The organism is Lolliginicoccus lacisalsi (assembly GCF_014841105.1).
Lineage (GTDB): Bacteria > Actinomycetota > Actinomycetes > Mycobacteriales > Mycobacteriaceae > Lolliginicoccus > Lolliginicoccus lacisalsi.
In genome coordinates, this window is sequence record NZ_JACYWE010000005.1 from 109,638 (window position 1) to 134,243 (window position 24,606).

Here is a 24,606-nt window from a genome sequence, read left to right on the forward strand (position 1 = left end):
GGGGACTACCATGTCAGGTAGGTCGGGATCCAACCTGATCAGAGGTGATGCTTTGTGAGCACGACAACGATCCGACGAATTCTGACGTCGATGATGGGATCGCTGCTACTGGCCATGGGCCTGGTCGCAGGTCCGGGCATACTGGGCTCGGCGGTGGCAGGCGCTTCCCCATACTGCGGAATCACGTGGGGCTCCCTCGACAAGTCGTGGCAGCACTATTCCTCCGGCACGGTCTCCAACGTTCGCTCCGGTCGCCACGCTTGCTTCGACCGGCTCGTGGTGGACGTCGCTGGCCCGGTCGCTGGCTACAACGTTCGCTATGTCGATGTGGTCCGGGCCGAGGGATCCGGCTTCGAGGTTCCCCTGCGTGGCGGCGCCCGCCTGCAGGTGGCCGTCCACGCGCCCGCCTACAACGCACAGGGCGAGCCCACCTATCGGCCCGCCGATCGCAGCGAGCTCGTGAACGTCTGGGGGTACAACACGTTCCGCCAGGTAGCGTTCGCCGGGACCTTCGAGGGCCAGACCTCACTGGGCATCGGCGTGCGAGCACGTCTGCCCTACCGGGTCTTCACCCTGGAGGGCCCAGGCACGTCATCACGCGTGGTGATCGACGTGGCGCACTACTGGCAGCAGTAACCCATCCGCGTCACCCAGTCCTGGCACTTGCTAGGGCTGGGTGACCACGTGTCGGTGAGGCGGGTTCGCGGGTTGGGCCGCGGGGTCGCGACTTGCGCGGCGGGTCGGCGGGGTGGCGGGTCGGCGGGGTGGCGGGCAAGGCGGCGGGTCGGCGGGTCGGCAAACGCACCGGAAACCGTCAAACGCGATAGAAGCCGACCCGGGTTCTCCGGAGTTTCTATCGCGTTTGCCGCGCGCAGCGCGAGGCGCGAGGCGCGCGACTTAAGGCGCGCACCGCGCAGCACGCGGCAGACCGCGTGCCGCGCGCCGGCACCGACCCCGGCAGGCAGCGCGGGTTCAGCTAGTCGCCGCCGCGCACAATCCGAGGAACGCCCCGAGCTCGGCGAGGCCGTCGGGCGTGGTCGGCATGTAATCCGTCAGCGCGCGCGAGCGGATGATCACCGCGAGCCATTGGCCGCGCGAGATCGCAACGTTGAGGCGGTTGCGCGACATCAGGAAGCCCATGCCTCGCGGCACGTCCTCGACAGCGGAGGCGGTCATGGACACGATCGCGACGGCGGCCTGGCGGCCCTGGAACTTGTCAACGGTACCGACGAGCACCTGTCCGAGGCCGGCGTCGCGCAGCACGGCCGCGATCAGGTCCACCTGCGCGTTGTAGGGGGCCACGACGATGATGTCGCTTTGGCCGAGCGGCCGCGCGGGCTCATCGCGGGCAGGCTTCCAGGCGGTGCCGAGCAGCCCGGCGATGGTCTCGCGCGCCGCGTGGGCCTCCTCGACCGAGGACGTGGCGTTGCCGCGGTGGTCGATGGCGCGAACGGCGATGCCCGGCTCGATGCCATCGAGGTGGCGGGCGGTGGTGACTGCGGCCTTGGAGCCGAGCCGCCCCTCGTAGGAGAGCGTGGAAACGGCCTCGCACAGCGTGGGATGCATGCGGAAGGTCGTGTCGAGGAAGTAACCGTGGCTCTCGCGGAGCGTGCCGTGGCCCTCGAGGATCCAGCCCAGCGCGGAGAGATCGACCGGCTCGGGGTGGGTGCCCTGGCTGACCTGCGGGAGCTGCTGGGGGTCGCCGAGGAGCAGCAGGTTGCGGGCGCTGCCGGCGACAGCGAGGGTGTTGGCGAGCGAGTACTGCCCTGCCTCGTCGATGACGAGCAGGTCGAGGGATTGCTCGGGCACCTGGCCGGGATTGGAGAATGTCCAGGCGGTTCCGCCGACGACGATGCCGCTGTGGGCGCCATCGATCAGTCCGGGAAGCGCCTTTTTCGCGACGGTGGTCCAGAGGTCGGAGCCGAGGCGATTGTCTGCCTTGACCACCTGCGTGGCGGGCACTCCGGCCTCGGCGATGCCATCGAGCATGTTCTCGACGACGGAGTGGGACTGGGCGACCACGCCGACTTTCCAGCCGTGGTTGTTGACGAGCGCGGCGATGACGCGGGATCCGGTGAAGGTCTTGCCGGTGCCGGGTGGTCCTTGCACGGCGAGGTAGGAATCGGCGAGGTCGAGCAGGGTCGTGGTGATGGCGCTGGCGGTGTCGCCGCCGTGGTCGCGGGCGCGGGCGGGCGGGCGTCCGCTGCGGGTGCGGGGGGTGCTGCGCTGCAGGATGTCGAGACCGGCGCTCTCCGGCATCTCCGGCCAGAGAGTGTCGCACTCCTCGGCGAGGGTGGCGATGGCGGCCTCGAGGCTAGTGGTGGCGGGTGGCGCTGCGGGCGCGAGGGCGACGGGCAGATCGTCGTGGGGCCCGGCTCCGCGGGGGGCGCGCTCGCGCAGGATCGCCCCGCTGCTGGGGTAGCGGATGCCAGCGTCGTTGCACTCGTCCTCGGTGCATAGGTGCGCGTTGCCAACGGCACGTCCCTGGGGCACGGGCTGGTTGAGGGTATCGGGGGCGGGCGGTGCGTAGAGGGTGTGCACGTCGGCGCCCTCGCGGACCCCGGATCCGGTGGGCATGTCGCCGCGCAGGTGGAGGTAGCGGCAGTAGCTGGAGCGGGGGGTGGGCTTGTCCCAATCGGCGAGGATGGTGGCGCGCTCGATGAGCAGGGCATCGTTGGCGTCGGCGAGGTCGGTGTCGGCGGCGGTGAGGCGGTCGAAGTGCGCCCACCAGAATGGCTTGCGCTCGCGCTTGTGGTAGTTGAGGGCGGCGGCGAGCATGGCGGCGGCCTGCCGGGCGGGGTCGCGCTCGGCGCGGGGCGTGTCACCGCAGTGGGCGAGCAGCGACTGCTCGAGCGCGCTGGTGGCATCAGCGATGAGGGTGTCGTCGGGGCCGAGCGGCTCGGTGGCGGCCATCAGGTCGATGCCGTGCTCGCGGGCGTGGCCGAGGAGCCAGTTGCGCAGGTGGAGGGTGGAGTCGCAGTCGTAGCGGTTGTAGTCGGCGATGGAGTCGAGAATGGCGGCGGCCTCGGTGTGCTCGCCGCGCGCCCGAAAGTCGGTGAAGTGGGCGTACTCGACGATGGAGTCGCCGGCGGTGGTGACGTCGCCGCCGCGCAGGTGGGTGCCCATGTAGAGCGGCTCGAGCTTCTTGATGCTGTAGGACGGCTTGCCGACGCGCAGGGCGCGCCGCACGATCGGGTAGAGGTCGATGAGCACGTTGGCGCGCAGGAGGTCGTCGATCTCGTTCTCGCACACGCCGTGGCGGCCCGCGAGGCGGCGCAGCGCGGTCTTCTCGTAGGGCGCGTAGTGGTAGACGTGCATGTCGGGGTGGTGGGCGCGGCGCTTGGTGACGTAGTCGACGAAGTCGATGAGGGCTTGCTTCTCCTCGGCGCGGTCGTGCGCCCAGAACGCCACGAAGGTCGTGTCCATGCCGGGCTGCTGGGCCTCGGGGGCCTCGTCGGGGGCCTCGACGAGGCCGAAGAGGTATTCCAGCCCCCAGTCCGGGTCCGCGCCCTCGGCCCACAGCGGGTCGCCCTCGAAGTCGAAGAACACATCGCCAGGACTGGGCTCGGGGAGCTGACCGAGCGCGTCGGGGGCGTGCAGGAGGTAATAGGGGGTGCCGGTTTCCTCCTCGATGCGCTGCGCCTGCGCTTGGGCCCGCAGCCGCTCGAGCGCGGGCGCCGAGACTCCCGGCACGCGGGCATCGTCGGGCAGGGTGGCGATCGCATCGATGGTGGTGATGCCCGCGGCCATCAGGCGGGAGCGCTGCACGCTGGTGAGCCCGGCGACGAGGCTGGGATCCCGTGCGGCGAGCACGTCCTCGGCGACGAGGTCGCTGTGCACGTTGACGGTGTAGCGGGGGTCCCCCCACAGCACGGGTCCGTTCTCGGCGCCATGCTCGGCGAGGATGCGGTCGAGCCGGTCGCGGCGCTGCCGGTAGACGGGCAGGATGTCGGCGAGCTGATGGTTGGTGACGGTGCCATCGCCGAGGACGAGCCGCGCCGTGCCGGTGGTGGGTATGCCCGCGTGCTCGAGCTGGTCGGCGTAGGCGGCGAGCCGGAGCAGCGCGGTCACGCGGGCGTGGCGGGAGAGCTTGGTGTCGTAGACGGCGTAGCGGGGGCCGTCCCCGCCGCGCTGGCTGGGTTCCCCGGCATCGGGGTCGGCGATGTCCGCCCGGACGAGGAAGTCACAGAATCCCGCGAAGCTCCCGTCGTAGAAGGTGCCCTGGTAGACAACGGGTGCGCCGGAGCGCAGGGCCGCGAGGGTGGCGTGGTGGGCCGCGGTGAGGTCGTCGTGGGTGAACCGGGGCCGCTGGACCTCCACGACCGCGTCGCCGTGCTCGTGGAGGTATTGCTGGAGCAATCGCTTCTCGTGCTCGTCGCCGAGCTCGGCGGCCCGGGCGAGCATGGCGTCCTCCGCCGCCGTGGGCAGGGAGACGCGTCCGAGCTTGGCATCGAGGGTGCGCAGCAGGTCGAACTCGCTGGTGGCGGCGAGCGCGAGGTCTGTCGCGCTGCACACCACCCGGGGCGGGGTGGTGTGGTCGAGGATGAACACGGCGGCTCCAGGATTCGGCCTCGGGGGCGGGCGGTGCGGGATCGCAGACGACCCTACGTGGGTCGCCCGACATTTTCCGCGCTGCCTGTCCCCGAGGCCTGTCCCCCCGCGACCGGCCCGGTCAGCTCGCGATCTGCGCGCGCGGTACGCCCGCCCCGGCCGTGTCGGCGAGGAAGGGCTGGACCGCGGCATGGAAGGCCACCGGGTCGTCGAGGTGCGGGAAGTGCCCGGCGTCCTCGAGGATGACGGCCTCGGCGTGGGGCATGACCTCGCGGTTCTGCTCGGCGTGCAGGATGGGGATCATGTTGTCGTGGCGTCCCCAGATGACCATCGCGGGGATGTGCCGGTAGTCGGGGAAGTGCTTGACGGCGCAGATGGTCTGGCCGAGCGGGCCAATGACGCCCCGGGTGATGCGCAGGAACGCGCGGCGGGCGTCGCGGTCGGCCACGCTGCCGAAAGTGCGCCAGATCTCCAGCGTGCTCGGGCTCGCGGAGATCGGTCGGCCCAGCATGGCGGCGAGCCGTGCGGCCGTCCCGGCGAGGCCGCGCAGCAGCGGGGAGGCGAGCACGGGAAGGACGAGCTCGCTGCCGGGCAGGCTCGCCGCGCGCAGCAGGAGGCTCACCTCGGGGCCGAGGCCGCCGCTGCTGACGAGGCAGAGGCGCTGGACGCGCTCGGGGAACAGGTACAGCATCTGCATGCAGACGCCGCCTCCGTAGGAGTGCCCCACCACGGGGGCGCTGTCGATGCCGAGGTGGTCCATGAGGTCGCGGATGCTCGCCGCGTGGGCGCTGAGCGTGTAGTCGCCCGGGTTCTTGTCGGAGGCTCCGCAGCCGTAGAGGTCGACGGCGATGACCCGGAAATCCTCGGCGAGCCAGCTGATCTGCTCGCCCCAGGACGCGTGGGAGCCGAGCAGCCCGTGGACGAGGATGATCGGGGTGCCTTCGCCGGTGTCGACATAGCGGAGCGCGTCGCCGTGGAATGCCACGGCCTTCAGGGTGTGCTTCATTGGGGGTTCCTGTCCTGTTGCGCTATCGCGCGTGATCAGGTGTGAACTTTCCTGAGGCGCGATAGTTTTCCTAGCTGCACTAAATGCGAATGTACCTTGATCCGCGTTGAGTGCACAAGTGTTCACTGATCGGTCGGCGTGGCCGAGCATTCCTGCGATCCGGCCACCGTTTGGCATCGGTTGCGCAAACCCGGGCCCGCCACCGCCGAGGGGGTCGCGGATCCCGTCTATCGTCCCGCCATAGGCGTTCATCGACCGCTCCCGCGGCAGCACCAAGGATGGGATCCCATGAAGCACCTCGAGCAACGCACGCGTTCCGCGCTCGCCCTCGCCGCCGCCAGCGGCCTCGCCCTCGCCATGCCCGCGCTCGCCCTCGCCGAGCCGGTCGCGCAGCCTGGCCCCGGACCCGCCGGGGCGCCGCTTCCGGGGGAATGCACGCCCGGCGAGGAGCAGGTCGTCTGCGTCTTCGACGCGCCCGGCCGGCACGCCCTGGAGGTCCCCGCCGAGTTCGCGTCCGCGATGATCGTCGCGACGGGAGCACACGCCACGGATCCGGCCTCCGGCGAGATCCTGGACCTCGCGGCCACCGCGACGAGCACCTTCACCGAGCTGTCCGGCATCCTGCGCGTGTTCGTCGCCACCCCCGGCGAGGGCGGCGCCTCCGCGGTGCACACCGAGGCCATCGACCGGGACGCCCGCTTCCTCGTCGCGGGCGGCGGGAACCCGCTGAGCAGCACTTATGCGGACGGAGCAACCTCGTCCGAGGAGGCCGACGCGCCACAGGTGATCATCATCCTTGGCGCCGAGGCGCCAGCGGGCGCTGCTCCGGCCGGGGGTGCCGCCTCGGCGACGGAGTGCCCCGGCCTGTGCATCGAGGCCACGGCGGAGCAGATCTACGAGGCGATCACCACCTTCACCCGCTGAGGCGGGGCCGGGCCGGAGCGGGGGCTGTTCCGCGACGGCGGCGCTGGCTAGTCGTACTTGTTGTCGAGCTGCCACATCACGTACAGGCCGAGGCCGACGATGATGATGAACGCGCTCGAGGGCATGGTGGGGCCGAGCATGGCGCCGCCGAACGGCTGGGCGAGCAGGATCACCCAGGTGCACACCGCGAGGATGAGCGTGATCGATAGCCCGATCGGATTGACGTGCGGCCGCCCCGGCAATCCGCTGGCGTGGAGGTCGAGGTGCAGGGTGGTGCTCCGGGACCGCGCGCGGCGCGCCTTGGCGCGCCGCTCGGCGAGGGCGGCGGCGGCAGCGGCCTTGCGCGGATCCTCGGCGGTCCTCGGTCGCTGCGCGCGCCCGGCCCACGGCCAGCGCTTGGCACTCCGGGCGGGGGTGGCGCGCTCGCGGCGGGCGGTATCCCGGTAGCCGCTGCGGTACTCGTCGATGCGCTGGGGCCTGTGCGCGCGCGGGGAGCCCGCCCGGCCGGGAGCGGGGACGCGCGCGGGCAGGGGCGGCAGGCCGCGGCTGGGCGGCGGGGACGCGCGCCGGCCCGCGGTGGCGCGATGGGAGGTGGTCGAGCGGGCGTCGCGCTGGCGCCGGCCCGGGGCGTGGTGGTGTTGGCGATCCATGCTCCACGTCCTCCCTGGGCTAAAGGTCTACTTTAGGTTTATCGTAGGGCGCTGCCGGGCAGGCCGTCGCGTGTTGGTACGTAATCTTGATCACCCCGTTGCCGCGAGCCTGGCGCGTCGCCCGCCGCGGCATGCTGCGAGGATGCGAATCCGCGGGAATTAGGGTTGACTTGCCTAACTGTGGCGACCACGCAGCACGATACCCAGCCCGCGCCCCCGGCCAGCGACGCCGGGGCCGCTCCCGCGCCAGCGGCAACGGCAGCGCGCGGGAGCGATTCCCGCCTGCTCGCGAGAGCGCTCTCCCGGCACCGCTGGCCCCTGGTCGGCGCCACCGTGCTCGTCAGCCTCCACCAGGCCGCCGAGGCGACCGTGCCGATCGCCATCGGCATCATCGTCGACCGGGCGATCGCGAGCGGCGACATCCGGTTCCTCGTCCTCGCGCTCGCTGCCCTCGGGGCACTGTTCCTGGTTCTCACTTTTTCGTGGCGGTTCGGCGCGCGCATCGTCGTCAGCGCAGTGCAGCGCGAGGCCCACGCCCTGCGCGTCGAGGTCGCGGGGCGCATCCTCGACCCGCGCGGCATCCGCGCACCGCTCAAGGCCGGCGAGCTCACCACCATCTCCACCACCGACGCCGACAACACCGCCTGGTTCCTCGACCTCATCCCCCGGGCCGTCGCCGCCCTCACCGCGCTCGCCATCATCTCCGCGGCCCTGCTGGTCACCACGCTGCCGCTGGGCCTGATCGTGCTGCTCGGCACGCCCGCGATCATGGGACTCGTCCAGCTTGGCTCCCCCGCCCTCATCCGGCGCACCGAGCAGCAGCAGGACTGCGTCGGCCAGGCGACATCCACCGCTACCGACGTGGTCACCGGCATGCGCCCCCTGCGCGGCATCGGCGCCGAGGCCAGCGCCACCGCCCTGTTCGACCGGCGCAGCCAGGCCGCCCTCGCTGCCCGGCTGCGCGCCGCCCGCGCGCACAGCCTCGTCACCGCGCTCGGCGTGACCGCCAGCGCGCTGCTCGCCGTCGGCGTCGTCGGCGGCGCTGGCTGGATGGCACTGACCGGGACGCTCACCCCGGGCGAGCTGATCATCGTGGCGGGCCTCGCGCAGTTCCTCCTCGAGCCGCTCGGGCTGCTCGCATCGATCCCGCCGATGCTCGCCGCCTCGCGCGGGTCCGCCCGCCGCATTGCGCTCGTCCTCGACGCGCCCTTCGCCGCCCCGCCAGGCCCCGGCAGCGCCCCGCCACCCGTCGGCACAAGCCTGGCCCTGCGCGGAGTCTCGCACCACGGCCTTTCGGGCATCGACCTCGCCATCGGCGCGGGCGAGCATGTCGCGGTCTTCGCGCACCACCCTGGCGATGCCGACGCTCTCGCGGCGCTGCTCTCCAGCCACGCGCCCGAGCGCGGCAGCCTGCTCATCGACGGCACCGATATCGCCCGCCTGGGGCTCGCGCAGGCACGCAGCGCCCTGATCGTCGAGCCCCACCACACCGAGCTGTTCGCCGGAACCATCCGCGACAACATCACCCTCGGCCGGGAAGGCGTCGATCTCGACATGGTGCTCGCGGCCTCGGCTGCCGCCGACGTCGTTGCTGCCCATCCCGAGGGGCTCGGCCATGCGGTCGCTGATCGTGGCGCCACGTTGTCCGGGGGGCAGCGCCAGCGGCTCGCCCTCGCCCGCGCGCTGCACGCCGATCCCCCCATCCTGGTGCTGCACGATCCCACCACCGCCGTGGATGCCGTCACCGAGCAATCCATCGCCACCGGCATCCGGGCGCTGCGCGCGGGACGTACCACCGTGACCATCACCCGCAGCCCTGCCTTGCTGGCCGCCGCTCATCGCGTTGTCGAGGTGCGCGACGGGCGGGTGGCATCGATCGCGACGCATTCCTGGCTGATGCAGCACGAACCGGCCTACCGCGCGGAGGTGGCCCGATGAGCGAGCAGCACCTCCTGCCCATTGCCCCGCCCCGCACGACCGCGCGCTGGCTGGGCACAGCGCTGCGCGCGCGGTGGCGGGCCGGGGCGCTCGCGCTGCTCGCCTCCCTCGGCGCGACCATCGCCGCCATCGTACCCGTGCTCGTGCTCGGCATCCTCGTCGACGCCGTGCGGGACGGGGCAGCGGGCACGCGCATCGCCCCCTGCATCGCGATCCTCGTGGTGGCCGCGCTGATGGCGGGAAGCCTCGCCGGGGTCTCCTACTACCTCGTCGCGCGGCTCGGCGAGACCATCCTCGCGCAGCTGCGGGAGCGGTTCGTCGCGACGGTCCTGCGCCTGCCGCTCGCCGCGCTCGATGCCAGCGGCTGGGGGGATGTGCTCTCCCGGTCCGGCGATGATGTCGCCACCATCGGCAAGGCCGTCACGCAGGTGGTGCCCAATCTCGTGACGGCGGTGCTGATGGTCATCCTCAGCATCGGTGCGATGTTCGGCCTCGACTGGCGGCTCGGCCTTACCGGCCTGGTCGCGATCCCCATGTACTGGCTGGCTCTGCGGTTCTACCTGCCGCGCTCGGGGCCGATGTACCGGGCGGAGCGGATCGCGATGGGCGAGCGCTCCGAGGCGCTGGTCAGCAGCATCCACGCCGCGCGAACGGTGCGGGCCTACCAGCTCGAGGCCCGCCAGGTGGGGCAGATCGACGCGGGATCGGCGCGGGCGCGCGACCTGTCGATCTCGGTGTTCGGCCTGTTCACCCGCATGGTGGGCCGGGGCAACCGGGCCGAGTTCACCGGGCTCGCCAGCATCCTCGCGGTCGGGTTCCTGCTCGTCGATGCCGGTGAGGTGACGGTCGGGCAGACCGCCGCGGCGGCGCTGCTGTTCCATCGGTTGTTCAACCCGATCGGCCTGGTTCTGTGGACTTTCGATGACATGCAATCAGCGACCGCGAGCCTCGCCCGCCTCGTCGGGGTGATCACCCACCCCGACGCGGTGCCCGCCCCGTCTCCCGAGCGGCTGGCGGGCGAGCATCGCGTCGAGCTCACCGGGATCCACCATTCCTATGACGGCGCGCACGAGGTGCTCCATGGCATCACGGTGAGCATCCCCGACGGCCAGCGGGTGGCGCTCGTCGGCGCCACTGGCGCGGGCAAGTCCACGCTCGCGCAGATCGCGGCGGGCAGCCATCCGCCGACGCGCGGCTCGGTGACCATCGGCGGGCAGCCTGTCGAGAGCCTTGGTGACCGCCTGCGCGAGGTGGTGGCGATCCTCAGCCAGGAGGTGCATGTCTTCACTGGCACCATCGCCGACGATGTGCGCCTCGCCGACCCGACGGCCACTGATGATCAAGTGGTCGAGGTCCTTGACCGCGCCGGGGCGATGGACTGGGTCCTGGCATTGCCGCTGGGCCTGGCCACCGAGGTTGGCGAGCACGGGCATCGGCTCACCGCCGCGCAGGCCCAGCAGCTCGCGCTCGCCCGGCTCATGCTCGCCGATCCCCCTGTCGTCGTGCTCGACGAGGCCACCGCGGAGGCCGGCAGCGCGGGGGCGCGCGTCCTCGAGGCCGCCGCGCTGGAGGCCTGCGCGGGGCGCACCGCGCTGATCGTCGCGCACCGCCTCAACCAGGCCCAGTCGGCAGATCGCGTCATCGTTCTCGACCAGGGGCGCATCGTCGAGGAAGGCACCCACGCGGAGTTGCTTGCCCGCTCCGGGGCCTATGCGCGATTGTGGGCGGCCTGGGCCGGCGCTGGGACGGGCGCCGGATGAGCCGCCACGGGGCGGCTGCCTGGTGGCGCGGAGCGATAAGCTAGCACTCGTGGGCGCAGAATCGATGGAGCAGCAGCAACCCCCGGTGCTCACCGATGGGGTGGTGACGCTGCGGCCGTGGCGCGACAGCGACATCGAGGTGGCGCTGCGCGGCCATGATGGCGAGGCTCACCGCTGGATCGGCGAGCCCGATTCGAGGCGCATCGCTGATGCCCCGCGCGAGGCCGCCGAGGCATTCCGAGCGGGCGAGCTGCTCTCCCTGGTCATCGAGCACGAGGAGCTGCCCGTTGGGTATGTGGAGGTCCGGCGCGCCGCCGACCGGACCGGCGAGCTGACCTGGATGCTGTTCGCGGGCAACCGGGGCCGTGGCCTGGCCACCCGCGCGCTCGCGCTGCTCGCCGAGTATGCCTTCGACAGCCTGGGCTACGCGCGCCTGCAGGCGCACGTCGATCCCGACGATGCACGCTCGATCCGGCTGGCCACCCGCGCAGGGATGCGCCGCGAGGGCACCTTGCGGCAGGGCGCGATCCGGGCGGGCGAGGAGACCGGCGCGGCCGGGCGGCTGCGCGATGCCGTGGTGCTCGCGCGCCTCGCCGATGACCGGCCCCTCTATGACCCGGCTGGCTTCCGGGAGATCCTCAACGCGTTCCTGCCCCGCAAGCGCGCCATCTCGCAGCTGATCGTCCGCGACGAGCAGGGGCGGGTGCTGCTGTGCCAGCTCACCTACAAGCGGGACTGGGACCTGCCCGGCGGTGTCGTGGAGGTCGGCGAGTCCCCGCATCTCGCCGCGGGCCGCGAGGCCGAGGAGGAGCTCGGTGTCGCGCTGCAGGCAGGCCCCCTGGTGCTCACCGATTGGCTCCCGCCCTGGGGCGGCTGGGACGATGCGGTGTGCCTGGTGTTCGACGGCGGCATCCATGACAGCAGCATCGTCGAGCAGATGGTGCTCGAGGCCAAGGAGATCCGCGGCGCCCAGTTCTGCAGCATCGAGCAGGTGCGGCGGGTGTGCGCCGATTACACCGCGCGACGCATCGAGGCCGCTCTCGCCGCGCTCGAGGGCACCGGCGCCCCGTACACGGAGTCCGGCCGCGCGCCCGGCGAGTGAGGGACGGACCACGAAGGAGCTCGCATGGCGATCGGTGGCGCTACCCTGGCTGACCTCGGGCCCGTCGAGGTGCGCATCGGCACGATCATCGAGGCCCGGCCCAACCCTCGCGCTCGCAAGCCCGCGCTGGTGCTACGCATCGATCTCGGGCCGCTGGGCATCCGCACGTCGAGCGCGCAGATCACCGACCTGTACGAGCCCGAGCAACTCATCGGCAAGCAGGTGGCGTGCGTGTGCAACCTCGAGCCCGTGCGGATCGCGGGCGTCAGGTCCGAGGTGCTCACCCTCGGCGCGTACCGCGAGGATGGCGCGGTGACGCTGGTGACGGTGGACCATCCCTGCCCCGACGGCACCGTCCTCGCGTAGCGGGCTACCCCGCCCGCAGCCGGTCCACCTCCGCCCGCAGCTGCTCCACCTCGCTGCGCAGCTCCACGATCTCGGCGTGGTAGAGGCCGGAGAGCTCGGCGATGTAGTCGCGGTCGTAGAGGGGGACGATGCTGCGCGCGCAGTTCCAGTCGAACGCCTCGATGTCGAGGATGATGCTGCGCTCGGCCTGGGCGGTCATGCGGGTGGTGCCGATCGTCACGAGTCGCTCGAGCAGCCCCGGATCGGTGGCACGGTCGATGACGGTGGCGGTGCCGAGGAGCTTGAGGCGTTGCCGGCGTGGATGGTCGATGAGGATCAGCGCGGCCCGCCCGTTGTGCTCGATATTGCCGACGGAGGCGAACTGGGCGTTGCCGCGCAGGTCCGCGAAGCCGATGCGGTTGCCACCGAGGTGCTGCAGGAAGCCGCGCGGCCCGCTGCGGTACTGGATGTAGGGCCATCCGGCGGGGGTGATGGTGGCGAGGTGGAACTGGAACGCGCGGGCGAGGAAGACGAGCTCGCGGTCACTGAGTTCCTGCGGGCCGTCGTCGGGGCGCTCGAGGTGGGTGCCGTAGGCGACGTAGGAGCCGTTGCGGTGCTGGTGCTCGAGGGCGTGCTCGCCCAGGACGAGATGGTGGTAGCGGTTGTTGATCATCACGGACCATCCGCAGCGCCGTCGCGGCGCGGTGGCGCGGGCGCGTGCCCGGGCCTGCCGGGGGTCCGGTTGCTCTCCTTGACCTCGGCCTCGAGGACGTGGCGGATCCCCCCGGCGAGGGTGTCGCGGGCGTGCTGCTCGAGGTCGCGGAAGGTCGTCCAGTAGCCGTCGTCGAACTCCTCGACTACCTGGAAGGTCCAGCGCCCGTCCAGCACATTGAGCCCGATCAGTTCGGTGCGCAGCCGGTCGGCGAGCTGCTCGTGACCAGCCTCGCCGAGCTGGTCGACGGCGTCGCCGAGGCACTTGTCCGCTCCCCCGATGAGCTGGTGGAACGAGTAGAGGTGGCCGCGGGCGCGCTCGACCATCTCGAGGGCCTCGGAGAGCTTGCCGAGCGCCGCGACGGTCTTGTCGTCGATGCCGTGGGGGCGCCGTCCCCGCGAGCTCCCGGCGGTCGGGTCCCGGCTGGTCATGCGCGATCGATCCGTCGGTTGATGGCGCGCAGTAACCGCAGCGGCGTGACCTGGGCGCTGGCGAACATCGCGCTGGCTTGGGCCCCGACGGGCACATGCACGGGGCGTGGCAGGTGCCAGCGGCGGGGGGTGGCTATGCCCACGATCTTCTTCGCGACGTCCTCGGGGTCGAGCCGCACGCCGAGGGTGCTCATGGAGCTGGTCTTCTCGGTGGCGATCATGTCGGTATCGACGAACAGGGGCCAGACGGCGGTGACGCGGATATCGTCGCGGCGCCATTCGAGGTCGAGGGCCTCGGTGAGGCCGCGGACGGCGAACTTGCTGGCCGAGTAGGTAGCGAGCTCGGCCTGGCCGTAGATCGCGGAGGCGGAGCACAGGTTGATGACGTGCGCGCCGGGCGTCGCCTTGAGGTAGGGGTGCGCGAGGTAGCAGCCGTTGATGACGCCGTCGACGTTGACGCGGGGGGTGTGGTGCTGGGAGTCGAGGGGGATGTCGACGAAGGAGCCGGCGCGCAGTATCCCGGCGTTGTTGACAAGCACGTCGAGGCGGCCGCTGGTGCGGTCCATGAACGCGTCGAGCGCCGTGGTCCAGGAATCGGGGTCGGTGACGTCGAGATGGCCGGGGACGATGCTGTCGCTGGGCGCGCTGCGGGCGAGGCGGTCGGTGCCGGACTCGTTGATGTCGTACGCCCCGACGAGGTAGCCGGAGCGGGCGAAGGCGAGCGCGGTGGCGCGGCCGATCCCGGCGGCGGCGCCGGTGATCAGGACGGTGGGGCGGGTGGCAGGCACGGGCGGGGTACCCCTTCCTCGCAGTGGGCTGGGCCCTTGTTGCCCAGGGATAGCGATGCCAACGCCAGTGATGCCAGCAGTTGGTGATCCCAGCCTAATGCCCCCGATGCCGGTCCGGCGCCTACGTTCCCGCGGCGAGCCGGTAGTGCTCCTCGAGGGAGTCGCGCAGCATCGCGATGTAGTCACCGGGGTGGGCCAGGGATGTGGCATCGGCAATGAAGCCCATGGTGGCAGTATCGCCCAGCGAGGAGAGGTGATGGGCCATGTGCGCGCCGGGGTTGAGCAGCGGGAGCCCGAAAGCGGCCCGGACAGGGGCATCGCCGAGATGCATGGGCTCGCGGCCGCGGGGCACGTTGGCCAGGCTCGTGTTGACCGGTGAGCCGCCCGGTCGTGGCACGAGGCGGCTGGCCGCGGCGAGCAGTCCCGGTGGCAGCGTCCGGATCGCGCGCTCCACAGGGACGCGCGCCCCACCGCTCACGGCCTGCTTGCGGGCGCGCGATTCCGTGGCGATCGCGGCGAGGCGCTCGCGCAGGTCGGCGGTGCGCAGGTCGATGGGGATGATCGCGCCGGTGATCTCGTTGCCGAGCAGCGCCGAGGTGCCTTCCGAGCGCTGGTGGCCGTGCTTCTGGAGCGCGACGGTGATGGCGCAGTGGATGGGCCGCGCGGGAATGGTGCTGTGCCGCTCGAGGTAGCGGCGCTGGGCGCCGGCGACGATGGACAGGGCTACGTCATTGATGGTGGCGCCGGGCGCGAGCTGCCTGATCGTCGAGAGCTGCGCGAGCGGGAAGGGGAACCCGTCGTAGACGCGGTGGGTGTACCCGGTCGCATCGAGGATCGTCCTGGGGCGCGGCTGGAGCGCGGTGAGCGCGGGCCGGGGTTGCTTCGCGGCCTGGCGGGCCTCGAGCACCGATCCGACGATGGTGCGGGCCCGCCGGGGGATGTCGGCGATGGCGGCGGGGACGGAGGCCGTGGATCGCGGCAGCGGGGACGCCACCTCGGTTGCCGCCAGCTCCTGCCCGGCGTGAGGCTGGGCGGGCAGGAGCTGCCGGGCGAACTGGACGACCGCCGCGCCATCGAGCACCGCATGGTCTGCGGAGATGATGAGCGCGGCGGCGTCCTTGAGGGACATGGGCGGGTCGAGCAGGCCAGTGAGCAGGACGATCCGCCACGGCGGGCGATCCTCGTCGAGAGGCTGCTCGGCGATGTCAACGAGGTCCCGGCAGGCGTCCGACCACGTGCGCTCGCCCGAGACCGGCCTGGCCTCCACGTGGCGAGCAAGATCAGGCTCCCCGATGGGCTCGAGGGTGGTGCGGCCGATGCCGAGCGGCGAGGGCCGCGGCACCGCGGCGTACAACGGGTGGTCCTTGAGCACCTTGGCCACGTAGGCCTGGAGCTGCTCGGCGGTCCGGGGCGCCGCCTGGCTGCCTTCGAGCTCGATGAGGTTCATGCTGGCCATATTGCGGCGCGGCAGTCTCCTGGACATGTGCCAGATGAGCGAGCTCGTGTCGTCCAGGTCTGCCATGCCGCCGACAGTAGCAGCGCTGCGCCGGCCCCGCTGGTCCCCCGGCAGAAGGCTAGCGGCGGCTGTTGGCGGTCTCCCAGGCCCGGTCGTAGGGGGTGCGGCCCTTCTTGGCGGCATCCTTGCTGCGGTAGACGATGTAGGGGCGGAAGAGGTAGCCGACGGGGGCGCTGAAGACGTGCACGAGCCGGGTGTAGGGCCACATGGTGAACAGGGCGAGCGCGGCGAGGGCGTGCAGCTGGAAGCTCAGCGGGATCCCCTCCATGAGGGTGGGGTCGGGCCCGAGGTAGAAGATCGAGCGGAACCACGGCGACACCGTCTCGCGGTAGTCGTAGCCCCCGGCGACGATGTTCTCCCACACGGTGTTGACCATGCCGGTGATGATGGTCAGCACGAGCACCGTGTACATGGCGATGTCGCCGCGGGTGGTGGCCTTGCGGACGGCGGGGACAGTGATGCGCCGGTACAGCAGGATCGCGAGCCCGGCCACGACCGCGATGCCGGCGAGGGTGCCCGGGATGACGGCGAGGTAGTGGTAGGCGTGGTCGGAGATGCCCGCGGCCTGGGTCCAGGACTTGGGGATGGCGAGGCCGCCGACGTGCCCGCCGATGACAGCAAGCAGCCCGAGGTGGAACAAGGGGCTGCCGAGCCGCAGCAGGCGTGTCTCGTAGATCTGGGAGGAGCGGGTGGTCCAGCCGAACTGGTCGTGGCGGTAGCGCCAGAGATGCCCGAGGGCGAACGACATGAGCGCGATGTAGGGAAGGATCTGCCAGAGCAGGGTATTCACTGGGGTCCTCCGGGGGTCTGGGGGAAGGCGGGCTGTCCGAGCAGCTCGGGCGCGGAGCTCGTGCCGCAGGCGCTAGCGCTGGCATGGGAGCGCTGGTTCAACGGATGCTCGGCAAGGGTGGGGTCGATGGCGTAGGGATCGAGGCCGACCTCCTCCTCGGGCGGCCCCTCCGCCGCGAGGACACGGATCTCGGCGCGATCGACGGTGGTCAGCGGGCGCAGCGTGACGCACAGGGCGTCGAGGACGCTGGCGTATGGGGAGCCACTGTCGTGCAGGGAAAGCCGCAGCAGCTCGAGCACGGCCCGGTGCCGGGCGAGGATCCGCTCCCCACCGATGGGATCGGTGGTGGCAGCGAACTCGAGGACGGCCGGCAGGTAATCGGGCAGCTCCTGCTCGCCGATATCCACTCCGCCCCGGCGGTAGGCCTGCTTCATCATCAGCAGGGCGGTCCCGCGCTTGCGGGTATCGCCGTAGGCGTAGTAGGTCAGGTGCAGGCTCGAGCGGCGGCGCATGTCGAACGTCTCGACGTACGCCTGGGCGAGGGCGAGCTGGGGGGTGCGCTCGGCGTGGGTGATGAAGGCGCGCAGCGATTCTGCTGCCGGTTCGCTGATCTGGTAGGTGGCGTCGCACAGGTCGCCGAGCATGACGAGGGTGTTGGGCGACGGGTAATCGAGCAGCAGCGCGGCGAGGCGCCACACGAGCCGCTTCTCCCGGTCGCTGTAGGTCTCGTCGGCGGTCCCGGTGCGCCGCAGCATTCCGCGCAGGCTCATGACACGTGCTCCGGGACGATCCCGTCGGTGGTGCGGCCGTCCCAGTTGAGCAGGTTGACCCGGCCTGACTTGTCCGCGGGCGCGGCGGTGTTCGTGTCATCGAGGAGGTGGAACTTGTCCGCCATCGCATCGAACGCCGTCATGCCCGCCGGGTTCATGCCGGGCCCGCCGTCGGTGTCGAGGCTGCACGAGGTGGCGATAGCCTCGAGCTTGTGGGCGTCGGAGGTCGCGCCGGTAGGGATGACGTAGCGCTCGTCGTACTTGGCGACGGCGAGCAGCCGGTACATGGCCTCGACCTCGTAGCTGGTCAGCCTTACCGACTCGGCGATGGTGGGGTCCACTTCCTCGCCGAGGTTGATCTGGCGCATGTGCGAGCGCATCGCGGCGAGCCGCTGGAGAGCAGCGCGCACGGGACCGGGATCGCCGGCGGTGAACAGCTCGGCGAGGTACTCGATGGGGATGCGCAGCGCGTCGATGGCGCCGAAGAGGTTGTCGCCGTCCTCCCCGTCTCCCCCGGACTCGGTGACCGCATCGACGACGGGCGAGAGCGGTGGCACGTACCAGACCATCGGCATGGTGCGGTACTCCGGGTGCAGGGGCAGCGCGACCTGGTAGTCGGCGATGAGCTTGTAGACGGGCGAGTTCTGGGCGGCGTCGATCCACTCGGGCGAGATGCCAGCCTTCTCGCAGGCATCCACGACGCGGGGATCGTGCGGGTTGAGGAACACGTTGAGCTGCGCCGGGTAGAGGTCCTTGTCATCAGGCACCTCGCACGCCTGCTTGACAGCATCAGCGTCATAGAGCATCACCCCGATGTAGCGGAGCCTGCCCACGCACGTCTCCGAGCAGATGGTGGGGATCCCCACCTCCACGCGCGGGTAGCAGAACGTGCACTTCTCGGCCTTGCCGGTCTTGTGGTTGAAGTAGATCTTCTTGTAGGGGCAGCCGGTGACGCACTGGCGCCAGCCGCGGCACTTGTCCTGGTCGACGAGCACGATGCCGTCCTCGGCGCGCTTGTAGATCGCGCCGGACGGGCACGACGCGGCGCAGGAGGGGTTGAGGCAGTGCTCGCAGATGCGTGGCAGGTAGAACATGAACGTCTGCTCGAACTCGAGCTTGATCTTGTCGCCGACCTGCTTGAGGATCGGGTCCTGCGCGATGGCCTCGGGCCCGGAGCCGAGGTCATCGTCCCAGTTCGCGCCCCAGGTGATGGTGGTGTCATCGCCGGTGATTGCGGACTTCGGCCGGGCCACCGGGGTGGTGTCCATCGGCCCGGAGCCGAGGATGGAGCTGTAGTCGTAGGTCCACGGCTCGTAGTAGTCGCTGATCGTGGGCAGGTCGGGGGTGGCGAAGATGTTGGCGAGCCGCTTGAGCCGCGAGCCGGACTTGAGGGTGACGGTGCCGCGCTTGGTCCGCGTCCAGCCGCCCTTCCACCGTTCCTGGTCCTGGTACTGGCGCGGATAGCCTTGGCCGGGGCGGGTCTCGACGTTGTTGAACCAGGCGTACTCGGCGCCGGGCCGGTTGGTCCATGCCTGCTTGCACGTCACCGAGCAGGTGTGGCATCCGATGCACTTGTCCAGGTTCATCACCATGGCGATCTGGGCCATTGGTCTCATTGGCTTGCTCCTCGCGTGGGCAGGGGGTTCGCGGGCGGGCTGGTCGGGGCGCGCATCAGTACTGCACGTCCTGGTCGCGGCGCCGGATGGTGGTGACCTCGTCGCGCTGGTTGCCGGTGGGCCCGTGGTAGTTGATGGCGAAGGACTGCTGGGCGTAGCCGCCGATGAGGTGCGAGGGCTTGATCATGATGCGGGTCAGCGCGTTGTGGATGCCGCCGCGCTTGCCGGTGCGCTCGATGCGCGGCACGTCCACCGCCCGGTCCTGCGCGTGGTACATGAACACCGTCCCCTCGGGCATGCGGTGGGAGACGATGGCGCGTGCGACGACGACGCCGTTGCGGTTTGTCGCCTCGATCCAATCGTTGTCGGCCACCCCGATGCGGGCGGCGTCGACCGCGGACATCCAGATGCCCTGGCCGCCGCGGGACAGCGTGAGCATGTGCAGGTTGTCCTGGTAGGCGGAGTGGATGGACCACTTGGAGTGCGGGGTGAGGTACCGCACGGTGATCGCCGGGGTGCCCTCGCGGGCTCCGACGTTGCCGATGGTGGGCTCGGAGAACAGGGCCGTCATGTCCAGCGGTGGCCGGAACACCGGGAGCTGCTCGCCGAGCTCGGCCATCCAGTCATGGTCGAGGTAGAAGTGCTGCCGGCCGGTGAGGGTGTGCCAGGGCTTGAGGCGCTCGGTGTTGATGGTGAACGGGCTGTAGCGGCGTCCCCCGGACTCCGATCCGGACCACTCCGGCGAGGTGATGACGGGCACGGGGCGGGCCTGGGTGTCGGCGAAGGTGATGCGCTTGCCCTCGTGCTCGGCAGCAAGGTCCGCGAGCTGGGTGCCGGTGCGGGTCTCGAGGCTCTGGAAGCCCTCGGTGGCCAGCCGCCCGTTGGTGGTGCCCGACAGCGCGAGGATGGCCTCGGCGGCGTGGGTGTCCTTCTTGAGCATGGGGCGCCCGGCCGCCGGCCCGCTGGGCACGATGCCGTTGGCGGCCTTGAGGTGCTCGACCTCCTCGTCCGGGAACGTGGTGACGCCCTTGACGGTCAGGCCGATCTGCTCGACCAGCGGGCCGAGCGCGGCCATCTTGTCGGCGACCGCCGCGAAGTCACGCTCGACGACCTGCAGCTTGGGCATGGTCACCCCGGGGATGGGCTCGCACTCCCCTGCCTTCCAGTCCCGCACGATGCCGCCGGGCTGGGCGGTGGCATCGGCGGTGTCATGCATCAGCGGTGTGGCGACTATGTCCTTGCGGGTGCCCAGGTGCTTCTCGGCGAGCCAGCCGAAGCCGCGCGCGATGCGGTGGAACGCCTCGAAGTCGGTCTTGGCCTCCCACGGCGGGGAGATCGCCGGGGAGAACGCGTGCACGAACGGGTGCATGTCGGTGCTCGACAGGTCGTGCTTCTCGTACCAGGTGGCGGCGGGCAGCACGATGTCGGAGAACAGGGTCGTCGAGGTCATGCGGAAGTCCAGCGACAGCAGCAGGTCGAGCTTGCCCGCCGGGGCGTCGTCATGCCACTTGAGCTCCTGGGGGCGGATGCCGGTGGCGTCATCGGCGCGCAGGTTGGTATCCGCGCCGAGCAGGTGCTTGAGGAAGTACTCGTTGCCCTTCGCCGAGGAGCCGAGCAGGTTAGAGCGCCACACCGTGAGCACGCGCGGGAAGTTCTCGGGAGCGTCGGGGTCCTCGCACGCGAACTGCAGGTGCCCGGTCTTGAGCCCGTCGACGACGTGATCGATGGGGTCCTTGCCGAGGCGCTCCGCCTCATCGACGAGGTCGAGCGGGTTGCGGTTGAACGACGGGTAGGTGGGCATCCAGCCGAGCCGGGAGGCCAGCGCGATGTTGTCGGCGGCGGTGCGCCCGGCGAACGCTCCCTTGGCGAGCGGGGACGCCATGACCTCGGAGGTGAAGGGGTCGTAGCGCCACTGGTCGGTGGACAAGTACCAGAAGATGGTGCCCTGCATCTGGCGGGCGGGCCGTGTCCAGTCGAGCCCGAAGGCGAGGGTGCCCCAGCCGGTCAGCGGGCGGCATTTCTCCTGGCCGACGTAGTGGGCCCAGCCGCCGCCGTTGACGCCCTGGCAGCCGGTGAGCAGGGTCAGCGCGAGGAATGACCGGTAGATCTGGTCGGAGTGGAACCAGTGGTTCGTGCCCGCGCCCATGAGGATCATCGAGCGGCCGCCGGAGCGCTCGGCGTTGTCGGCGAACTCGCGGGCCACCTTGATCGCATCCGCGGCCTTGACGCCGGTGATGCCTTCCTGCCAGGCCGGGGTGTAGGGCTCGGACGGGTCGTCGTATCCGGTGGGCCAGGTGCCCGGCAGGCCATCGCGGTGCACGCCGTACTGGGCGAGCATCAGGTCGAGCACGGTGGTGACGCGCTTGCCGGCGACGATGCGGGTGGGCACGCCGCGTTGCAGCAGCTCGGGGGTGTTGGTGTCATAGCGGGGCAGCAGCAGCTCCGCGGCCTCGCTGCCTCCTTCCGCGTCGTGCAGGGTGAGGGTGGGGGTGATGCCGTCGAGCTTGAGGTTCCAGGTGCCCTTGCCCGCCGCGGTGAAGCGATGGCCCAGCGAACCGCCGGGGACGAACGGCTCGCCGGTGGCGTCGTCGAGCAGGACGGTCTTGAAGTCCGATCCGTCGGTGGCGTCACCGAGGTCCGCGGCGGTGAGGAACTTGCCGGGGACGAGCGTGCCGTCCTCGCGCTCGGCGATGGTGACGAGGAACGGCAGGTCGGTGTATTGGCGGACGTAGTCGGCGAACCGGGGGGTGGTCCGGTCGACGAAGAACTCCTTGAGGATCACATGGCCCATCGACATGGCCAGGGCGCCATCGGTGCCGGGACGGGCAGGCAGCCACTGATCAGCGAACTTGGTGTTGTCGGCGTAGTCGGGCGAGACGACGATGACCTTCTGGCCCCGGTAGCGCGCCTCGGTCATGTAGTGCGCATCCGGGGTGCGGGTGACGGGCACGTTGGAGCCCCACATGATCAGATAGCCGGCATCGAACCAGTCCGCGGACTCCGGCACATCGGTCTGGTCACCGAACACCTGCGGCGAGGCCTCGGGCAAGTCGGCATACCAGTCATAGAACGACAGCATCGCCCCACCGATCAGCGAGATGAACCGCGCGCCGATCGCGTGGGAGACCATCGACATAGCCGGGATCGGCGAGAACCCGGCGACCCGATCGGGGCCGTACTTCTTGATGGTGTGCACATGCGCGGCGGCGACCATCTCGGCGGCCTCCCACCACTCGGCGCGCACGAAGCCACCCTTGCCGCGCGCGGCCTTGTAGCGGGCCGACTTCTCCGGGTCCTCGGCCACATCGGCCCAGGCGAGGACGGGATCCTTCAGGCGATCCTTGGCGGCGCGGTACATCTCGAGCAGCGCGCCGCGGACATACGGGTAGCGCACGCGCGCCGGGGAGTAGGTGTACCAGGAGAACGAGGCGCCGCGGGGGCAGCCGCGCGGCTCGTACTCGGGCTTGTCCGGCCCAATCGACGGGTAATCGGTCTGCTGAGCCTCCCAGGTGATGATCCCGTCCTTGACGTAGATCTTCCAGGAGCACGAGCCCGTGCAGTTCACGCCATGAGTGGAGCGGACGACCTTGTCGTAGGACATGCGATCGCGGTAGAACGCATCAGCATCGCGGCCACCAGTCTTGTGGAGGGCGCGCAGATCCTCGGAGGCCTCGCCGCGCTGGAAGTGGCGGCCCATGCGCAGCAGTGAATCGGCGATGTCCGTGGTGCCGCGCGGGGCGGGCGGGTCGGCTATGTCGGTCACGTCGGTCCTCTCGAGCAGCGGCAGGCTGGCCTGGTGAACCGAACTGTATAGACGCTGTGACCTGCGGTTCAATGCCCTACCGGCACCGCACCGGACACTTCGGGCGGACGTGCGATCAGCGCAACACACCAGTTACAGCCAGGGCTCCCGGGCGCCGCGGCATCGCCCGTCCACCTGCAGGGTTAGGCCATCCTGTGTGATGTGGCTCTCCCTGGCGGCCTCCAGCCAGGGAACACAGAATTTACGATCCGGGCGCGCCTTCCCCCGTGCGGATCGTGAAGATCCAGCCACCTCGGCCGTGGCCCCATCTTCACGATCGGGGCCGCCGCGATACGCCGGACGGCTACACGCATGTTGCTGGACCAGCAACTTTCCTTGCCGGTTCGCCGGGTAGTGCGCACCATCGATGGATGCCGCGTTCAAGCGATGGGCACGCGTTCGACAAGAGCTACTGGGATGCTCACTGGCAGGGCGACCGATCTGGCGCTCCCGAAGCCATAGCTGGCAGCCCGCCCAATCCGCATCTCGTGCGGGAGATCGACGACCTGCGACCTGGCACTGCCCTCGATGCCGGCTGCGGCGCGGGAGCCGAGGCGCTCTGGCTCGCGGCGCGCGGCTGGCAGGTGACCGGCGTGGATATTGCTGCCGACGCGCTTGCCCGCGCAGCGGAACGCGCCAGCGCGACGGCGGTGGCCGACCGCGCGCGGTGGGTCAGCGCTGACCTGACCATGTGGGTGCCATCAACGACCTACGACCTCGTCACCACCCACTACGCGCACGCCGCGATGCCACAGCTGGAGTTCTATGACCGGGTCTCCTCCTGGGTCTCCCCGGGCGGCACCTTGCTGATCGTCGGGCACCTCGACCACGACCAGGGGCATGGTGATGCTGGGCCGAGCGCTGCGGCGTCGGTGACCGCAGGAGGCATCACGGCCCGACTCGACCCAGCGGAGTGGGAGGTCGCGACGGCCGAGGAGCTCCATCGCACCGCGGCCAGCCACGGCGGGGCAAGAACGCTCCACGACGTCGTCGTCCGCGCGATCCGTCGCCACTAGCTACTCACCGCGCGGATCGTGAACATCCAGCCACCTCGGGCGTGGCCCGATCTTCACGATCAGGGCCGTCCCGACGCGGCGGACGGCTAGACGCACAGCCCGTCGCCGGTGACGCCGCGAGCGCAGAGCGTGGTCTGCTCGACGGTGCGCAGCACCACCTCGCCGGAGGCGTCCGGGCCCTCGTCATCCATGCCGAACACGAGGATGCGATACCCGAGGACCGAGTCGTCCCCGAGCCCGATCACATCGAGCTGCACCTCATGCAGGTCACCGGATGTCACCGGGCCGGACTGCACGATACGGCTCGGCGGCTCGTCGGAAGCGAGATCATCGGCGACGGCCTGACCGACCTCGAGCACCGACTCGCCCGAGACGCGCCCGATCCGGTCGATCACCGCCGACGTGGTGTCGTCCGTGACGCCCAGGTAAGCGACGTCGCGGGCGGAGATCCAGCCCGTGCCGCCCGGCGCATCGACCTCGAACCAGGTCGTGCCATCGTCGAGCAACCGGGCCTCGCCGGTGGCGACGAGCCCCATCGCATCCGGCTCGAGCTCGGTGACGGTGCTCCCGTCCTCGCCCGGCACGGAGCGCACCTCAGTGGTCTCGTCGTGCGCCACCCCGATCACCGCGAGCTCATCGCCGCTCGCGGGCCCGAACATGGCGGGCTCGCCCGGCAAGCCAGTCGATGTCGTCGTGGAGGCTGCCGTCGTCGTGGTTGCCGGTTCCGCCGCTGCGCTGGTCGTCGCTGTCGCTCCCGCGCCTGGATCCGCCGGATCGCTGCCACAGGCGATCAACAGCATCAGGCTGGCTGGCAGGAGCACGGGCAGGGCTGCGCGACGAATCATCATGCCTGCCGATCCTACCCCCGGGGCCCCGCGCGCGAGCCGCG

Annotated in this window: 19 protein-coding genes; 7 read left to right on the forward strand and 12 right to left on the reverse strand. The window is 70.8% G+C overall.

All coding sequences use genetic code 11. The features are described from left to right. Positions 1-54 precede the first annotated feature (54 nt). Positions 55-636 carry an AMIN-like domain-containing (lipo)protein gene (locus HT102_RS09790; RefSeq protein ID WP_333473371.1) on the forward strand — a complete coding sequence of 194 codons (582 nt, stop codon included), beginning with the start codon at positions 55-57 and terminating at the stop codon, positions 634-636. A 336-nt stretch (positions 637-972) separates the two neighbouring features. Here HT102_RS09790 and HT102_RS09795 read toward each other — a convergent pair whose 3' ends face one another. After that, positions 973-4,551, reverse strand: coding sequence for a TM0106 family RecB-like putative nuclease (locus HT102_RS09795; RefSeq protein WP_192039242.1), 3,579 nt, complete (start codon positions 4,549-4,551; stop codon positions 973-975). A 121-nt stretch (positions 4,552-4,672) separates the two neighbouring features. Continuing rightward, complete coding sequence (locus tag HT102_RS09800) at positions 4,673-5,557, reverse strand: alpha/beta fold hydrolase (RefSeq protein WP_192039243.1); 885 nt, start codon at positions 5,555-5,557, stop codon at positions 4,673-4,675. Positions 5,558-5,845: 288 nt separating this feature from the next. On the opposite strand from HT102_RS09800, the gene HT102_RS09805 reads away from it, so the two are divergent. Further along, positions 5,846-6,481 (forward strand): hypothetical protein, encoded by a 636-nt coding sequence (locus tag HT102_RS09805; RefSeq protein ID WP_192039244.1) that lies wholly within the window; start codon positions 5,846-5,848, stop codon positions 6,479-6,481. Between the two features lie 47 nt (positions 6,482-6,528). Here HT102_RS09805 and HT102_RS09810 read toward each other — a convergent pair whose 3' ends face one another. After that, positions 6,529-7,131, reverse strand: a complete 603-nt coding sequence (locus tag HT102_RS09810) for a hypothetical protein (protein WP_192039245.1) — start codon at positions 7,129-7,131, stop codon at positions 6,529-6,531. 282 nt (positions 7,132-7,413) lie between these two features. On the opposite strand from HT102_RS09810, the gene HT102_RS09815 reads away from it, so the two are divergent. Genes HT102_RS09815 through HT102_RS09830 form a run of 4 tightly spaced genes read left to right on the forward strand, consistent with a single transcriptional unit; the run spans position 7,414 to position 12,297 of the window. Further along, entirely contained in the window at positions 7,414-9,069 is a 1,656-nt protein-coding gene (locus tag HT102_RS09815; RefSeq protein ID WP_192039390.1) for an ABC transporter ATP-binding protein, read from the forward strand. Then, positions 9,066-10,829 carry an ABC transporter ATP-binding protein gene (locus HT102_RS09820; protein WP_192039246.1) on the forward strand — a complete coding sequence of 588 codons (1,764 nt, stop codon included), beginning with the start codon at positions 9,066-9,068 and terminating at the stop codon, positions 10,827-10,829. The genes HT102_RS09815 and HT102_RS09820 overlap by 4 nt, the downstream gene beginning before the upstream one ends. Positions 10,830-10,878: 49 nt before the next feature. Further along, positions 10,879-11,931: an NUDIX hydrolase gene (locus HT102_RS09825; protein WP_192039247.1), complete on the forward strand. Its 1,053-nt coding sequence runs from the start codon at positions 10,879-10,881 to the stop codon at positions 11,929-11,931. Positions 11,932-11,955: 24 nt separating this feature from the next. Continuing rightward, positions 11,956-12,297 carry a tRNA-binding protein gene (locus HT102_RS09830; RefSeq protein ID WP_192039248.1) on the forward strand — a complete coding sequence of 114 codons (342 nt, stop codon included), beginning with the start codon at positions 11,956-11,958 and terminating at the stop codon, positions 12,295-12,297. A 4-nt stretch (positions 12,298-12,301) separates the two neighbouring features. On the opposite strand, the gene HT102_RS09835 is transcribed toward HT102_RS09830, so the two are convergent. The 8 genes from HT102_RS09835 to HT102_RS09870 all read right to left on the reverse strand — a co-directional run bounded on the left by HT102_RS09835 (position 12,302) and on the right by HT102_RS09870 (position 22,596). Beyond that, positions 12,302-12,949: a pyridoxamine 5'-phosphate oxidase family protein gene (locus tag HT102_RS09835; protein ID WP_192039391.1), complete on the reverse strand. Its 648-nt coding sequence runs from the start codon at positions 12,947-12,949 to the stop codon at positions 12,302-12,304. Next, positions 12,949-13,419, reverse strand: coding sequence for a hypothetical protein (locus tag HT102_RS09840; RefSeq protein WP_192039249.1), 471 nt, complete (start codon positions 13,417-13,419; stop codon positions 12,949-12,951). The genes HT102_RS09835 and HT102_RS09840 overlap by 1 nt, the downstream gene beginning before the upstream one ends. Further along, positions 13,416-14,207, reverse strand: coding sequence for an SDR family oxidoreductase (locus HT102_RS09845; RefSeq protein WP_333473373.1), 792 nt, complete (start codon positions 14,205-14,207; stop codon positions 13,416-13,418). Before HT102_RS09845 ends, HT102_RS09840 begins: the two co-directional genes overlap by 4 nt. A gap of 121 nt (positions 14,208-14,328) precedes the next feature. Continuing rightward, positions 14,329-15,729 carry a wax ester/triacylglycerol synthase domain-containing protein gene (locus HT102_RS09850; protein ID WP_192039251.1) on the reverse strand — a complete coding sequence of 467 codons (1,401 nt, stop codon included), beginning with the start codon at positions 15,727-15,729 and terminating at the stop codon, positions 14,329-14,331. A 52-nt stretch (positions 15,730-15,781) separates the two neighbouring features. Then, positions 15,782-16,513, reverse strand: a complete 732-nt coding sequence (gene narI, locus HT102_RS09855) for a respiratory nitrate reductase subunit gamma (RefSeq protein WP_192039252.1) — start codon at positions 16,511-16,513, stop codon at positions 15,782-15,784. Continuing rightward, positions 16,510-17,283, reverse strand: coding sequence for a nitrate reductase molybdenum cofactor assembly chaperone (gene narJ / locus HT102_RS09860; RefSeq protein WP_192039253.1), 774 nt, complete (start codon positions 17,281-17,283; stop codon positions 16,510-16,512). Before narJ ends, narI begins: the two co-directional genes overlap by 4 nt. Continuing rightward, the gene (narH, locus tag HT102_RS09865) at positions 17,280-18,899 is read right to left on the reverse strand and encodes a nitrate reductase subunit beta (protein WP_192039254.1); all 1,620 of its coding nucleotides are present in this window, start codon (positions 18,897-18,899) and stop codon (positions 17,280-17,282) included. Before narH ends, narJ begins: the two co-directional genes overlap by 4 nt. Before the next feature lie 55 nt (positions 18,900-18,954). Beyond that, positions 18,955-22,596, reverse strand: a complete 3,642-nt coding sequence (locus tag HT102_RS09870) for a nitrate reductase subunit alpha (protein ID WP_192039392.1) — start codon at positions 22,594-22,596, stop codon at positions 18,955-18,957. Positions 22,597-23,072: 476 nt separating this feature from the next. Here HT102_RS09870 and HT102_RS09875 point away from each other — a divergent pair, with 476 nt between their 5' ends. Beyond that, positions 23,073-23,717, forward strand: coding sequence for a class I SAM-dependent methyltransferase (locus HT102_RS09875; RefSeq protein ID WP_192039255.1), 645 nt, complete (start codon positions 23,073-23,075; stop codon positions 23,715-23,717). A gap of 86 nt (positions 23,718-23,803) precedes the next feature. Here HT102_RS09875 and HT102_RS09880 read toward each other — a convergent pair whose 3' ends face one another. Continuing rightward, positions 23,804-24,565: a hypothetical protein gene (locus tag HT102_RS09880; protein ID WP_192039256.1), complete on the reverse strand. Its 762-nt coding sequence runs from the start codon at positions 24,563-24,565 to the stop codon at positions 23,804-23,806. Between the last annotated feature and the right edge of the window lie 41 nt (positions 24,566-24,606).

Excerpts from the sequence above, each read along its gene's own strand:
- HT102_RS09805 (WP_192039244.1), top strand. The coding sequence starts at position 5,846 with ATGAAGCACCTCGAGCAACGCACGCGTTCCGCGCTCGCCCTCGCCGCC.
- narJ (WP_192039253.1), bottom strand. The coding sequence starts at position 17,283 with ATGAGCCTGCGCGGAATGCTGCGGCGCACCGGGACCGCCGACGAGACC.
- narH (WP_192039254.1), bottom strand. The coding sequence starts at position 18,899 with ATGAGACCAATGGCCCAGATCGCCATGGTGATGAACCTGGACAAGTGC.
- HT102_RS09835 (WP_192039391.1), bottom strand. The coding sequence starts at position 12,949 with ATGATCAACAACCGCTACCACCATCTCGTCCTGGGCGAGCACGCCCTC.
- HT102_RS09870 (WP_192039392.1), bottom strand. The coding sequence starts at position 22,596 with ATGGGCCGCCACTTCCAGCGCGGCGAGGCCTCCGAGGATCTGCGCGCC.
- HT102_RS09840 (WP_192039249.1), bottom strand. The coding sequence starts at position 13,419 with ATGACCAGCCGGGACCCGACCGCCGGGAGCTCGCGGGGACGGCGCCCC.
- HT102_RS09800 (WP_192039243.1), bottom strand. The coding sequence starts at position 5,557 with ATGAAGCACACCCTGAAGGCCGTGGCATTCCACGGCGACGCGCTCCGC.
- HT102_RS09850 (WP_192039251.1), bottom strand. The coding sequence starts at position 15,729 with ATGGCAGACCTGGACGACACGAGCTCGCTCATCTGGCACATGTCCAGG.
- HT102_RS09810 (WP_192039245.1), bottom strand. The coding sequence starts at position 7,131 with ATGGATCGCCAACACCACCACGCCCCGGGCCGGCGCCAGCGCGACGCC.
- HT102_RS09830 (WP_192039248.1), top strand. The coding sequence starts at position 11,956 with ATGGCGATCGGTGGCGCTACCCTGGCTGACCTCGGGCCCGTCGAGGTG.
- HT102_RS09880 (WP_192039256.1), bottom strand. The coding sequence starts at position 24,565 with ATGATGATTCGTCGCGCAGCCCTGCCCGTGCTCCTGCCAGCCAGCCTG.
- HT102_RS09875 (WP_192039255.1), top strand. The coding sequence starts at position 23,073 with ATGCCGCGTTCAAGCGATGGGCACGCGTTCGACAAGAGCTACTGGGAT.
- HT102_RS09820 (WP_192039246.1), top strand. The coding sequence starts at position 9,066 with ATGAGCGAGCAGCACCTCCTGCCCATTGCCCCGCCCCGCACGACCGCG.